At 50.2% G+C, this 13,280-nt stretch carries 11 protein-coding genes and 1 rRNA gene; 5 read left to right on the top strand and 7 right to left on the bottom strand.

Annotation, left to right across the window (positions count from 1 at the left end; all coding sequences use genetic code 11):
- Window positions 1–37: 37 nt before the first annotated feature.
- Window positions 38–1,606 carry a tetratricopeptide repeat-containing sulfotransferase family protein gene (locus C3B51_RS13375; RefSeq protein WP_130245360.1) on the top strand — a complete coding sequence of 523 codons (1,569 nt, stop codon included), beginning with the start codon at window positions 38–40 and terminating at the stop codon, window positions 1,604–1,606.
- A gap of 61 nt (window positions 1,607–1,667) precedes the next feature.
- Here C3B51_RS13375 and C3B51_RS13370 read toward each other — a convergent pair whose 3' ends face one another.
- From C3B51_RS13370 to C3B51_RS13350, 5 genes are all read right to left on the bottom strand, one after another.
- Entirely contained in the window at window positions 1,668–2,345 is a 678-nt protein-coding gene (locus tag C3B51_RS13370; protein ID WP_130245359.1) for a hypothetical protein, read from the bottom strand.
- A gap of 240 nt (window positions 2,346–2,585) precedes the next feature.
- A complete protein-coding gene (locus C3B51_RS13365; RefSeq protein ID WP_125719302.1) occupies window positions 2,586–3,254 on the bottom strand; it encodes a GntR family transcriptional regulator in 669 nt (222 codons plus the stop codon).
- 186 nt (window positions 3,255–3,440) lie between these two features.
- Window positions 3,441–4,934: an aldehyde dehydrogenase (NADP(+)) gene (locus C3B51_RS13360; protein WP_130245358.1), complete on the bottom strand. Its 1,494-nt coding sequence runs from the start codon at window positions 4,932–4,934 to the stop codon at window positions 3,441–3,443.
- Window positions 4,935–4,985: 51 nt separating this feature from the next.
- A complete protein-coding gene (locus C3B51_RS13355) occupies window positions 4,986–5,987 on the bottom strand; it encodes a 4-hydroxyproline epimerase (protein WP_125719297.1) in 1,002 nt (333 codons plus the stop codon).
- A 4-nt stretch (window positions 5,988–5,991) separates the two neighbouring features.
- A complete protein-coding gene (locus C3B51_RS13350; RefSeq protein ID WP_125719295.1) occupies window positions 5,992–6,906 on the bottom strand; it encodes a dihydrodipicolinate synthase family protein in 915 nt (304 codons plus the stop codon).
- Between the two features lie 203 nt (window positions 6,907–7,109).
- Here C3B51_RS13350 and C3B51_RS13345 point away from each other — a divergent pair, with 203 nt between their 5' ends.
- From C3B51_RS13345 to C3B51_RS13335, 3 genes are all read left to right on the top strand, one after another.
- Window positions 7,110–8,375, top strand: a complete 1,266-nt coding sequence (locus C3B51_RS13345; protein ID WP_130245357.1) for an NAD(P)/FAD-dependent oxidoreductase — start codon at window positions 7,110–7,112, stop codon at window positions 8,373–8,375.
- Between the two features lie 22 nt (window positions 8,376–8,397).
- Window positions 8,398–9,612, top strand: coding sequence for a M24 family metallopeptidase (locus tag C3B51_RS13340; protein WP_130245356.1), 1,215 nt, complete (start codon window positions 8,398–8,400; stop codon window positions 9,610–9,612).
- Between the two features lie 329 nt (window positions 9,613–9,941).
- Window positions 9,942–10,145, top strand: a complete 204-nt coding sequence (locus tag C3B51_RS13335) for a hypothetical protein (RefSeq protein WP_046003310.1) — start codon at window positions 9,942–9,944, stop codon at window positions 10,143–10,145.
- A gap of 58 nt (window positions 10,146–10,203) precedes the next feature.
- On the opposite strand, the gene C3B51_RS13330 is transcribed toward C3B51_RS13335, so the two are convergent.
- Window positions 10,204–11,445: a carbohydrate porin gene (locus tag C3B51_RS13330; protein WP_130245355.1), complete on the bottom strand. Its 1,242-nt coding sequence runs from the start codon at window positions 11,443–11,445 to the stop codon at window positions 10,204–10,206.
- Window positions 11,446–11,891: 446 nt separating this feature from the next.
- Here C3B51_RS13330 and C3B51_RS13325 point away from each other — a divergent pair, with 446 nt between their 5' ends.
- On the top strand, window positions 11,892–13,028 hold the full coding sequence (locus tag C3B51_RS13325; protein WP_130245354.1) for a PQQ-dependent sugar dehydrogenase: 1,137 nt from the start codon (window positions 11,892–11,894) through the stop codon (window positions 13,026–13,028).
- 104 nt (window positions 13,029–13,132) lie between these two features.
- On the opposite strand, the gene rrf is transcribed toward C3B51_RS13325, so the two are convergent.
- A 5S ribosomal RNA gene (rrf, locus tag C3B51_RS13320) occupies window positions 13,133–13,247 on the bottom strand.
- Window positions 13,248–13,280 lie beyond the last annotated feature (33 nt).

The following is a 13,280-nucleotide window of genomic DNA, read 5'->3' as shown; positions in this document are numbered from 1 at the left end:
TAGTGATGGGCCTTTATGTAACAAGTGACAACCCACTATGACGTCTATCCAGCAATTACACAGAAGCGCTATTAGCGCACTCAATCAGGGCCAGCTCGAAACCGCCCATCAGTACCTGGTCAAACTACTCAATATTTCGCCAGATTATGCCGACGGCTATTTTCTGCTTGGTGTGATCAATCTTCAGGTTGGCCAGTTGAAAAAAGCAGTCCGGTTGCTCGAAAAGGCCCTGGGACTACACAGCAGCGACGAATATCGCGCTCAGCTGACCAAATGCTATGCCTTACAGGGCGAGCTGGCACTGGCCAGACAAACAGCAGAAAAAACCAACCCACAAACGCTGACACGCGCGCTGGACGCCGACACCTTTGGCGTGGCACTCAGTCATATTGGACTGCACCAGAACGCACTGGCATTTTTCCGCCAGGCGCTCACACTCACGCAAAATAATGCGCAGTATTACTACAATTTTGGGGTCAGTGCTAAATTCGTTGGTTTATTTGATGAGGCCGAGCAGGCCTTTGAACAGGCGCTGGCACTGGATAAAGATCACCACAGAGCGCACTTTGCGTTGTCTGATCTGAAAAAAGCCAGCACAGAGGATAACCACCTCACACGTTTACAAAGTGCCTTTGAGCGCGCTCGTTCTGCCGAATCCCAGCTGCACTTAGGTCATGCCCTGGCAAAAGAATATCAGGACCTTGGCGAATTTGATTCGGCTTATCATGCGCTCACACAGGGTAAAGCGGCCATGCATGCAGCCCGGCCATTTGATCATGCAGACAGTGAAGCCTTGTTCGAGCGGATCCGGGCACTCAGTGGCGAACATGTATTTGACCCAGCCGCAGGCCACAGCAGCCGGGAGCCCATTTTTGTACTTGGAATGCCGCGCTCCGGCACCACCCTGGTCGAGCGGATCTTATCCAGCCACAGTGATGTGATGTCGGCCGGGGAATTACAGGATTTTGGGATCAGCGTAAAACGCCTTGCACAAACCACCAGCCAGACGGTGCTAGACCCGAGTACGCTTGAGCAGGCTTATCAGTGCGACCCGCAACAACTTGGGCAAACGTATCTGGAAGCAACCCGGGTGGTCACCGGCAGCCATGCGCATTTTGTCGACAAGCTGCCGTTTAACTTTTTTTACGTTGACCTGATCCGCCGGGCCCTGCCGAATGCCAAAATCATCTGCCTGATGCGCGACCCTATGGATACCTGCATTGGTAACTTCCGCCAGCTGTTTACCATCAACAACCCCTATTACGCCTATTCATTAGACTTGATGGATACCGCGCGTTTTTACAGCCGCTTTTATGACCTGATGCAACACTGGAAACAGCTGCACGGTGAGCAGTTTTATATGATGCAGTACGAATCCCTGGTCGACAACCCGGAGCAGGAAATAGCCAAACTGCTGGCGTATTGTGAATTGCCCTGGCAGGACAGCTGCATGCGTTTTCATCTCAACGATGCGCCAGTGTCAACGGCCAGTAAAGTTCAGGTACGTGAGCCGCTTAACCGCCGTGCTATTGGGCGCTGGAAGCGCTTTGCACCGCATACCGATGCTGCGCAGCAGTATTTGCTTCAGCACGGTGTAATACAGTAAACGTGAAGCCAGTGCATTTCACACTGCCCTGAATTAAGCCCTGCGACATTTCTGAATTAAATCAATAGCGGTATTTGCGCTGCAGATCAGAGGTATTCACAGCAAAATGAATATGCTCGCCTTTGGCATACAGCGCAAAACCTATCAAATCATATTTCATCATTAACTGAAACACATTGACCTGGCTACCATAGGGTGATGGCAACATCGCATTGTTTAGCTGAACCCGGCAAATGGTCGCGTTACATTCAGAGAACGTCATAACATAACTGTGCCGACTACTGCATTTAGACTTCTTGCGCTGCGACTGAACCTGAGTATTACAAAACGTCATGTAAAGGCCATGGCCCCTGTCTACAGAGCTCGCAACAACGAAGGTCAGCAAGTTTGGCTGGTGCTTACCTTGCATCTGCCCGACACTGACAGACAGATACTCATCTTTGCTGCCACCGTAGTGTATGTCGTTAAAGTACATATTAACACCAGGCGACATACTGTTATCCAGAGTCCAGGGTTGCTTTTTTAGTACTGTATCCAGATACGCTTGCCGCTCCTGTGCCGAGGCGTCTTTTATAAACATATCGGCATTACGCATTCTGTTTTTCATCGCTCGCTCTGACTCTGCTTTAAATGCCTGAACCGCAGTGCTGTGATTTTGTTGCGAGCCCGCTGCTGCCCATGCAGTTGTAAAAAACACGTTGAGGGCCAGAAATATAGCCCCAGTAAGTTTTGCTCTCATCCTTTTGACTCCGTGAGCTGAGGTTTCCCGAATTGGGTAAAGAGCGCTTTTATACCATAAGAATATACACTGATGTAAGCACCCGGCTTTGTGGACTGTACTTATTGATATGAAAACAGTATTTAAAAGATGACAAGTGATCTTTCGGGGAAGCAATCACTGGCACACCAGAGCCAAAAAGCATCTGATGCGCACAGCAACACTACGGGTTGACTATTTAACGTAATGACAGGTATGACGTTACTTCGCTTCCTGCTCAAGACGCAGCAGTAAGTCTTTGATGTCGTCTTTGGCACCCGTGATGTGCTTTTTCAAAAACTCGCAGGCACCAGCTTTGTCTTTTTCATAACACAGTTTAAGCAAGGTCCGGTGCTCTTCTGGCGCCGTTTTCAAACCACCAGCCAACAAGATATGCATACGCACGTATCGCTCTGAGTTTTTGCTGTAGACTTCCACCAGCTCGCGCGTCTGAGGACGCTCGGCACGACTGTACAACTTGTTATGGAACTCGGCGTTTAGTTTACCGGTTGCCAGTTGCGCATCCCCCGCTTCGGTGGCTTCTTCCAGATCCGATAAAATGGCCTCGGCTTCAAGCAAGTCGCGCTTGGTCAGGCTGTCTATCGAGTGGCTCAGCAACTCAGCTTCTAAGATGGCACGCAAGTCAAAAATCTCATCAATCTGCTCTGCACTGAGGCGGGTAACCGTCGCCCCTTTGTGGGCCTCAAAGTTGACCAGGCCTTCGGCTTCGAGCTGTAAAAGTGCTTCTCTGACAGGGATCCGGCTGACATTCAGTTCATCCGCGAGCGCTGCCTGACGCAACGGCTCTCCGGCTTTAATTTCACCACTGAGAATTTTTTCACGGATCGCTTCCGCAACCAGCTGAGTTCGGGTTTTATGTACAATCGCCATAGGATTAATTAATTATTATCATTGGGATACATTATACGTGCATTGCCATAAATTGCACGCTGTGAAGGACCTAGTTCACCCGCTATGAGCACACTTCATGATCAAATAGGCGGTTGCACAGGCTAAGGAACCAGCCCATACAACCGCACTCCACGGGGTTACAGAGGGTCTACCTACTGTGATTGCTTAACACTGTACACATAGCGGGCGCAAAAAGCGTGTCATGGCTTGCAGCCCGACCGATGTTGAGCGCACATCTGTTGATGAGGGATAAGGACCGCCATGATTCATCGAGCCGCACACTTCAACACCTGTCGGCATCTGACCAAAAATAAGACGGCCCACCTTGTAACTTAGCTCATCTATGAGCGTTTCCTGCGCGGCAATTTCTGCTTTGCTGCCATGCACACTGGCCGTCAGCTGGCCTTCTAGCTGGGATACCACACGCAGTAATTGCGCCTGATCGCGATAGCGCACGATCAGGGCGCTAGGACCAAACACTTCTTCGTGCAAGCTGGCGTCATTAATAAAGTCTTCCGCTTCGCAGGCGTATAAATGTGCATTGGCATGAAATGGCTGACTTTGCGCGCCTTGCGCCAGTAGCGTGACATTTGCATTATCGCTTAGCGCATCCATGGCACGCTCAAAACTGCTCAAAATTCTGGGTGTTAACAAGGTATCCGAGGGCGCGGCTTCAATCGCCCTGATAGCTGCGGCTTCAAACTCATCCTCACCCGCTGGTATCAGCCATAAGCCGGGACTGGTACAAAACTGTCCGTTACCCATTAAGAGCGACTGAACCAGCGCAGGTGCCAGCGTGTCGCCCTGCTCCTTCACAAAGCCTGGCAACACCAGTTGCGGGTTCACACTGCCCAGTTCCCCATACAATGGGATCACTTCTTCGCGCTGGTGAATGGTCTCAAGCAGAGCCTTGGCCACAGTGAGTGAACCCGTGAACCCCACCGCTTTAATATCAGCCGCGCCAACCAGCTGATGCGACAAGGCATAGTCGGTGCCCTGGATCATAGAAAATACACCGTCCGGCACATCGCTGCGTTGAATGGCCCGCGCCATGGCACGCGTCATTAACTCACTGGTACCCGGATGTGCGGTATGGCTTTTCACTATCACCGGGCAACCGGCCGCCAGCGCTGCGGCGGTATCTCCCCCTAACGTTGAAAACGCATATGGAAAGTTCGATGCACCAAATACGGCCACCACGCCAACAGGCAGATAGCGTAACTGCGTCGCGGGCTTGGGCATAGGAGCACGACCCGGCTCAGCGGCATCCTGACGCCCCAGCGCCAGCGGTGCCAAATCCTGCTCAAGCGCCTCGGCAAAGGCATTCAACTGGTTCACTGTACGCATGCGTTCGCCTTCCAGGCGTGCTCTGGGCAGACCGGTCTCCAGCATAGTGGTTTCTATCAGGCCATCGCCCAGGGCAAGGATCTCCTCGCCGACATTGCGCAAAAACACCGCACGTTGTGCATAAGAAAGTCGCCGATAGGTTTTAAAAGCGGTTTGCGCCTGTGCAATCGCCTCGCTCAGCTGAGCCTGTGTAGCGTTAAAAAAAGCTTGGTGATGTCGTTCGTTAGTTTGCGGACAAAACGCATAAAACTGCCCATTGTCTGCATTGCCGCGCCACTGCCCGGCAATAAAACTCTGTCCTGTCAAAGTCATGGCTGTCTCCTTAAGACAAATCGGGTGATGAAGCGGTCCGCCTCATCTTAGTTAAAGTACCTGAAAGCCGAATGCATAGGGGTCGTCGTCATCCACAGTGATACAGTTGTGGCCTGTTACTCTGGCCCAGCCCTGAATACTGGGCAGGATGGCGCTGTGACCGGCAATTTCTGTGGTGCCTTCTATTCGGCCAATAAACTGGCTGCCGATGTAGCTTTCATGGATAAAGTCCTCGCCACCTTGCAGCGCACCTTTGGCAAACAACTGCGCCATTCGTGCACTGGTGCCTGTGCCACAGGGCGAGCGATCTATCGCTTTATCACCATAAAACACCGCATTGGCTGCACTAGAATCGGCGTGTTTAGGGTCGCCGGTCCACAGCACATGCGAAGCACCGCATACGGTCGGATCGTTCGGGTGTACACAAGCAATCTGTGCGTTTACGGCGTCGCGCACTTTCGGGCTCATCGCCAGAAGCTCAGCTGCGCAGGTTGCATGGGTGCCTTTAAAATTGCCCTGAGGTTCAACAATGATGTAAAAATTCCCTCCGTAGGCAATATCGACCTGCAGCTCTCCTATACCGGGCACGGAGATAACCTCATTCCGGTGTGCCAAAAATGCGGGAACATTAAATAGCTTGACCCACTCTACCCGGCCATCGCGCATTGAATAATAAGCATCTACGCGCCCGGCGGGTGTGTCTAACTTGAGTCGCCCCGGCTCTTTTGGCGTAACCAGGCCCTGTTGCAAGGCAAAGGTCACTGTACCTATCGTGCCATGACCACACATGGGCAAACAGCCCGACGTCTCAATAAACAGAATGGCCACATCGCCGTCTTCGGTGGTGGGCGGATATAAAAAAGAGCCTGACATCATGTCATGACCGCGCGGCTCAAACATCAGCGCGCGACGAACCCAATCAAATTCGGCCAAAAAGTGCTGTCGCTTTTCACTCATGGTCGCGCCTTCAAGCGGGGGATGACCGCTTGTTACCAGTCTGACTGGATTGCCACAGGTATGCCCGTCAATGCAAAAAAATGTTCCCTTGTTCATAGGCTTAATCCAGATTAAATTTGCTTAGGTCAATCCGGTTGGTAACAGCCTCATCATACAAGCGGCGTACGTAAGCTTTTTCGTCCTCCGTTAATGGCAAGCGTGGTGAACGCGTGACTTCACTGCCACGGCCAGCCAATTGCTCTGCGTACTTGATGCACTGCACCAAAGTGGGGATTGTATCCAGACGAAGCAAAGGCAGGAACCAGCGCCACAGCTCACGGGCTTCTTCATAACGGCCCTGCTGTGCCAGCTTATAAATAGCCACGGACTCGCGCGGGAAGACATTGGTCAGGCCTGAGATCCAGCCTGTTGCGCCCAGCATTAAGCTCTCGAGCGCGATGTCATCCACACCACCGAATACCACGTAACGATCGCCAAAGGCTGAGAATAGTTCGCTTATTCTGCGCGTATCTTCCGTTGCTTCTTTGACCGATACGATATTGGCTTCTTCTGCCAGCACTTTCATGCCTTCAATAGACACATCTACGCCATAAGTCACCGGGTTGTTGTAAATCATGATTGGCAAACGGGTATTGCGGGCAACCTGCTGATAGTGATGGATGGCTTCACGCTCCGTCGAGCGATACACCATGCCAGGCAGTACCATATAGCCATCTACCCCAATTTCTTGTGCGTCGCGGACAAACTCAACAGCCAATGCAGTGGTGGTTTCTGCCACACCGGAGATCAGCGGCACACGCCCGGCAACCACGTCTTTTGCTGCGCGCAACACTTCGCGTTTTTCTTCAGCACGGAGCGAGCAGTTTTCACCCACTGTGCCTAATACAATGATGCCGTGGACACCCTCTTCAATCAGGGTGTTGATCATGCTTTTAGTGGTCTCAAAGTTAATGCTTTCGTCATCATTAAACTGAGTCGTTACTGCGGGATAAACACCCTGCCAATTTACTTTCATGGTAAGTCCTCTACTTAGTTTGTGCTTGCCATCATAGGTATATTGTATACAATAATCAATATCCAAATTTAATAAAATTGCCAGAATGTCTCAAATTGGGTTAATCGAGTTAATAACCCTTTGTAAGTTAAAAGGTTTATTTTTTGACCGGCTTTACCGTGGCATCTGGTTGGTAAAATGCAATCTGACAAACGAGAATAAAAATGACACATGCACCTCAAATTGCAGTTGTGGGCGCCGGTGTGGTGGGCCTGTGCAATGCCTTGCAGCTCACACGTCAGGGATATCAGGTTACCCTGTACGACCCGGCGGGGATTGGCGAGCAATGTTCACGCGGTAATGCCGGCCACTTTGCTACAGAGCAAGTGTTCCCGCTTGCCGATAAAGCCTTACTGCCCCGGATCCCGGCTATGCTGCTGGATAAACTCAGCCCGCTCAGAGTTGATCACCAGTACTTTTTCAGGGCACTGCCCTGGCTTAGCCGCTTTTGTCTGAATATGCTACCGAGGCGTTTTAAGCATCATACCCGGGCACTGCGAGCGCTCAATGAAGCCGCCCTGCCCGCATTCAGGCGACTCTTGCAGGATGAGTTTGAACACAATATTCACTTGCGCGGCAGCTTGCTGACTTTTGAACATGACAGAGTCGATGAGATCCGAGGCGTACAGTCTAAGTATCAACAGCAAGGTGTGGCCGTTGAGCTACTGGACAGTGAACAATTACGTACTCTTGAACCTGAATTAAGCGCGCGTATTCAATATGCGCTTTACTTTACTGAGGTCGGCCATACGCCCGATCCGTATCAGCTGAGCCAGACTTTATATCAGGCGTTTATCGCCCTGGGTGGCCAGTTTGTCAAAGCCGCCGTGACAAAAATAACCCCCTGTGAAAGTGCCACAGGGCACACCAGTCTGCCCCGAGTACAAGTGACTACGCAAACACACGGTAGCCACGGCTTCGACAAATTGGTTTTGGCAACCGGAGCCTGGAGCAAAACACTGTGTAAGCAGCTGGGTTACAAACTGCCCATTGAAGCAGAGCGTGGCTATCACAATATGCTGCCTGCCTTAAACAATCTCAGCCGCCCCGTGGCCTCGGCAGATCGCCAATTTATTATGACCCCCATGCAACATGGCCTGCGCCTGGCTGGCACGGTAGAATTTGCAGGGCTGGACGGCCCACCTAATTATGAGCGAGCCGAAATCTTGCTGACACATGCAAAGGCGCTATTACGGAACAGTGGGCGGCTAAATCAGGGCGAGCACTGGATGGGACCGCGCCCTTCACTGCCCGATTCTTTACCTGTGATTGGACCGGCACCGGCCCACCCAAATATTTACTTTGCACTGGGACATCAGCATCTGGGCCTGACTCAGGCCGCAATCACCAGTGAGCTCATCGCACAATGCATTGCAAATCAAACCACAACGCTGGATATTGGCCCCTACAATATTGCGCGTTTTCAATAACGAATCATGAACAGGAATCTCTATGAAAGGCATAGGTTATCAAAACCGGGAAGCGGCACTGGCTGCACTGACAGACATGACACAAGACGTTGTCGCCATTAAACCCGAGGAGTATCAACAGCGTATAGAAACAGCGCAAACGTATATGCAGCAACACAATATCGCTGCCATTTATCTTAATGCAGGTACCAACCTGAAGTATTTTACCGGCTTACAATGGTATCCGAGTGAGCGCATGGTGGGGGCTATTTTGCCAGCGCAAGGGGACGTGCAGTTTATCGTGCCCTTTTTTGAAGTCGGCTCAATCAAGGACTATCAGGTCATTGAGGGGCCAATGCATACCTGGCAGGAGGAGCAATCGCCTTACAGCTTACTCGTCAATATACTCAACGAGTTGAACATTGCACCCGATGCCACTTTGGGCATTGATGAAAGCGCCGCTTTTTTCATTGCTGATGGCATCCGCCAGGCAGGGCCAGCTCTTACGCTTATCAACGCCAAGTGCGTTACGGCCCATTGCCGGATGCATAAGTCTGCCTCTGAACTTGCGCTGATCCAACGGGCAATGGACATGACCCTTGAAGTGCATAAAGCGGCGGCCTCAATACTCCATGAAGGGATCACCACCACCGAAGTGGAAGCCTTTATCAATGAAGCACATCGCAAGGTCGGCGCCACAGGTAACTACTTTTGTATCGTACTGTTTGGCACCGCTACCTCCTTCCCCCATGGCGTAAAAGATCCGCAAACGCTAAAGCAAGGAGACGTTGTACTGATAGACACCGGCTGTAAACTGCATGGTTATCTGAGTGATATTACCCGCACTTATGTATTCGGCGAGCCAACGGCGCGTCAACGCACCATGTGGCAACACGAAAAAAATGCCCAACTAGCAGCATTTGAAGCGGCCCAAATAGGCACTCCCTGTGGTGATGTGGACTTTGCCGCACGTAGCTATCTGGCCAATCAGGGGCTGGGTCCTGATTATCAGTTACCTGGCTGTCCACACCGCACTGGACACGGTATCGGCCTGGACATTCATGAATGGCCCTATTTAGTAAAGGACAACCCGCAACCACTGGCAGCTGGCATGTGCTTTTCCAATGAACCTATGCTGGTATTACCCGGCGAATTTGGGATAAGACTGGAAGATCATTTCTATATGACATCAGACGGACCAAAGTGGTTTACCGAGCCTGCGCACGCGATTGACGATCCGTTTGGTCTGGAAAAGTAATTTATACCTGACGCCATGTAATTCATGGCGTCAGCTGGCCTCCAGGCTTTGGGTACCTCAACTTCAACTAAATTGCACCCAGGTAAAAGCAACAACCTCCTGAAATTTGGGTAATGGTTTACCCAGCCAAGTTCAGCGCCCCCATACTAGATCAAATTACCCGAACAAAAATCCATCTAATTATTTGTAGTTACTCGATATATTTTTATTTAGTAAAAACATTTGACCAAATAAAAGTGATGCGATTAAATGAATTGGGCTGCACATTACAGCAATCAAAAAGCTGCAGCTCAAAACAACCAAATACCCATATCAACAAGGAAAAATTAATGAAATTAACAGTTAAAAAATCACAACTAAAACGATTGTCGGATAAGCACAATGCACTTGCTCAGCGCGACACGCCTCAGGTTGCCGGGGGCCAACAAGCGGCGTCTATCTCCGCTGGTGACTTATGTGTGATTGTATCACTGGTAAACTGTACGCAAGAGTGTTCAAGACTGGCCTGCTCACAGGCTTATTGTAAACTGTAAGGCCATCGCTAAAACAACACCTCTGGGCCCAAGGCACAGAGGTGTCTGCAATCAGAGATTAAAAATAGTAACCAATATTAACGTTAAAGCGGCGCTCAAAGTCATCGCTGTCACCGACAAGCGTGCCACCCACAAAGGGCTGGTTCTTGGCGTGTACCAGGTCAATGTAAGCAAACACAGGACCGGCTGCCACAGACATACCCGTGATATTCATCCAGGTATTCGCACTGTCATCTGATTTATCGTGCATCACACCAAAGTCGTTATACAGCGTTAGCTGTGATATTGGACCTAAGGTCACCTGCATGTCGTATGAGACACCCAGCGTTGTTGATGCAGCTTTTGTTGCTATGGTGTCGTACATGGCGTTCGCAGCAACCACTAGCTGGGTCGATTCGTCTACCTGATAGTCGTACTCTGTATGCTGAAGGTGGAAATACCATTGTTCGTAACGGTTAGAAGCATGCACCGCCCAGGCCTGATAATCACCGGCACGGTTAATACCATTATCCAGGCCACCATGCAGCGCTGACAGACCGAATTGAGTTTCACCCAGTGCATGTTCAATCTGATAGGCAAAACGTCCAACCAGGGTGTTGTACTCTGCCAGCTTTTGGCCTGGTGCGTCATAGACGCCTTCGCCGGCGCCACGCAACCCGACAATATCCACAGAGTAACGATCTTTGCGATCTTCTGCCGAGCCATCTATGCCACCATGGTCATCGTTTTTAAAAAATGCCAGATCAAGCTGCCAGTTATCTTTCATTGCACGCTTAAACACCAAACCCAAATCGTAGTCTTCTTCTAGACCCACAAAATAGTTTGGCGTCATAAAATAGCTGTGCGATGCGACCGGCGTATTGCCAAATGGGACTGGTGCCAGACCCAGCTGAGCCTGCCACTGCGAGGAAATATCATAGTCCAGATAGGCAAACTTCACGACGCGCATATAATCGTGAAAACGTACCTCTGCATTGATCCCAATATCAGCCACTTCGCCAGATAAATTGATACGCACAAGATCAAAGTCAATATCGCCACCGCGGCGCTCACTGTCCTGATCGTAAGAGTTCATGCCATAGTTAAAACGGACAGCACCGCCGACCTGAACACCCTTTTCAGGTGTCTCTGTGGATGTATCTGCACTATTTGTAGCTGACTCGAGCTGAGCCACTTTATCTTCCAGGCTGGCCAATTCACGCTTAAGTGTGTCCAGCTTTGTGGTATTGGCGTATACATGCGAAGAGCCAATCAGTAAGGCGCTTGAGAGCAAAACAGTATGTCGGGCACTAAATGACATAGGTATAAATTCCGGGGTAAAGCTAAAAAATTCGCGCAAGCCTATATGACAACGCTGACACGTTCAAATTAAAGAAATTCGAACGAATGTAAGGGGTGTAAAGCACATTGAAATGGGCGTTTCTGTTTGTAAAATATGTAGTGAAAATGCAGTCAGGCTGTTTTGCTGACAGCGCTAACACGCTTCTGACCACCTCCTAAATTACTACAAATATCATAAACTTAACCTTTAACATTTGGTGCAACTTGAAGGTAAAGTTAAAGATTCGTTAGTCTGATTCAGTTATTTTCTCAGCCCGGCGATATTCCGCCCTCGGCAACGCGTTTGCGCAAAAAGCGCGCGCACAACTCGTTTTTACCTGCCCGTTACTTACCGCAGCTGCTGACATTTATCAGAAAAACGCGCTAACCTGTCACTATCTAATTGTCGACTAAAGTTGAGCAAGTATGAAAAAAACACTAAACAAGATTGCGTTAAGCTTAATTTTTATTTCTTCCCAGGCGGCTGCGGCAGTGGAGCCGCAAACCATCCCGGTTGCAAAAAGCGCCAATGACTATCAACTGGAGCTGGTAGCCAAAGGCATTCAGATCCCCTGGGGCATGGTGTGGCTAAATGACACAGAATTACTGGTGACCGATAGGTCGGGTCAGCTACGCATGATCAAAGAAGGAAAATTGCTCGATAAGCCAATTGAGGGCGTTCCCGAGGTGCATGCTGAGCGCCAGGGTGGCCTGCTGGATATAGAGATTGACCCAAACTACGCAAAGAATGGCTGGATCTACTTTTCTTATTCCGGCTTTGAAGGCGAAGAGAAAGGCAGCAACACCTCTATTATGCGTGCCCGCCTGAAAGACATGAAGCTGGTTGATAAACAGCTGATATTTGACGGTTTCCCGAATACCAAGCCGTCATTTCACTTCGGCTCACGTATTGAGTTTGATAAAGACGGCTACCTGTATTTTTCAATCGGCGACCGGGGAAACCGCGATGTACATCCTCAGCGCCTGGACCACGATGCAGGTAAAATTCATCGTATCAATGCCGATGGCACTATCCCCGAGTCTAACCCTTTTGCAAAACAAAAAGATGCGCGTAAGAGTATCTATTCCTATGGGCATAGAAACCCACAGGGCATGGCCATGCATCCGAAAACCGGCGAGATCTGGACTCATGAACATGGACCCCGTGGCGGCGATGAAATCAATATCATTAAGCCCGGGCTCAACTACGGCTGGCCTGTGATCACTTATGGGATCAACTACAACGGCACCAAAATCACCGATGAGACCGCGCGTGCCGGTATGCAACAACCTGACTGGGTGTGGGTCCCTTCAATCGCGCCATCCGGAATGGAATTCATTACCAGCGACAAATACCCCCAATGGCAAGGTCACCTGGTTGTCGGCGCAATGAAATTCGCCCATCTGGTTTTAGTCGAGCTTGATGGTAATAAAGTGGTTGGCCACAGCAAACTATTCGAAGGTGCCGGACGCGTGCGCAGCATAGCCACCCACCCCAACGGCGACTTATATCTTGGTATCGATGGCAGTGGTATATATAAAGTAGTGCCCAAAGCCAAATAGCCAGCAATACCATCTTCCCGGCCACCTGGCCGGGAGCTGACTCAACTTAATTTCAAAACGCAAAAAAGCCCGACTCTTTCGAATCGGGCTTTCTTTAAATAGGAGCTTGGCAATGTCCTACTTTCACATGGGAAACCCCACACTATCATCGGCGCTATTTCGTTTCACTACTGAGTTCGGCATGGAGTCAGGTGGTTCCAAAACGCTATGGTTACCAAGCAAATTCTTTCGTGCAAGACGTTTATCAACGTC

This window comes from Pseudoalteromonas rubra (assembly GCF_004212645.1).
Lineage (GTDB): Bacteria > Pseudomonadota > Gammaproteobacteria > Enterobacterales > Alteromonadaceae > Pseudoalteromonas > Pseudoalteromonas rubra_G.
This window is presented reverse-complemented; position numbering and strand designations above follow the sequence as displayed.

What these genes read in the sequence shown, in the direction of transcription:
- C3B51_RS13375 (WP_130245360.1), top strand. Translation starts at nt 38, where the DNA reads ATGACGTCTATCCAGCAATTACACAGAAGCGCTATTAGCGCACTCAAT.
- C3B51_RS13370 (WP_130245359.1), bottom strand. Translation starts at nt 2,345, where the DNA reads ATGAGAGCAAAACTTACTGGGGCTATATTTCTGGCCCTCAACGTGTTT.
- C3B51_RS13365 (WP_125719302.1), bottom strand. Translation starts at nt 3,254, where the DNA reads ATGGCGATTGTACATAAAACCCGAACTCAGCTGGTTGCGGAAGCGATC.
- C3B51_RS13360 (WP_130245358.1), bottom strand. Translation starts at nt 4,934, where the DNA reads ATGACTTTGACAGGACAGAGTTTTATTGCCGGGCAGTGGCGCGGCAAT.
- C3B51_RS13355 (WP_125719297.1), bottom strand. Translation starts at nt 5,987, where the DNA reads ATGAACAAGGGAACATTTTTTTGCATTGACGGGCATACCTGTGGCAAT.
- C3B51_RS13350 (WP_125719295.1), bottom strand. Translation starts at nt 6,906, where the DNA reads ATGAAAGTAAATTGGCAGGGTGTTTATCCCGCAGTAACGACTCAGTTT.
- C3B51_RS13345 (WP_130245357.1), top strand. Translation starts at nt 7,110, where the DNA reads ATGACACATGCACCTCAAATTGCAGTTGTGGGCGCCGGTGTGGTGGGC.
- C3B51_RS13340 (WP_130245356.1), top strand. Translation starts at nt 8,398, where the DNA reads ATGAAAGGCATAGGTTATCAAAACCGGGAAGCGGCACTGGCTGCACTG.
- C3B51_RS13335 (WP_046003310.1), top strand. Translation starts at nt 9,942, where the DNA reads ATGAAATTAACAGTTAAAAAATCACAACTAAAACGATTGTCGGATAAG.
- C3B51_RS13330 (WP_130245355.1), bottom strand. Translation starts at nt 11,445, where the DNA reads ATGTCATTTAGTGCCCGACATACTGTTTTGCTCTCAAGCGCCTTACTG.
- C3B51_RS13325 (WP_130245354.1), top strand. Translation starts at nt 11,892, where the DNA reads ATGAAAAAAACACTAAACAAGATTGCGTTAAGCTTAATTTTTATTTCT.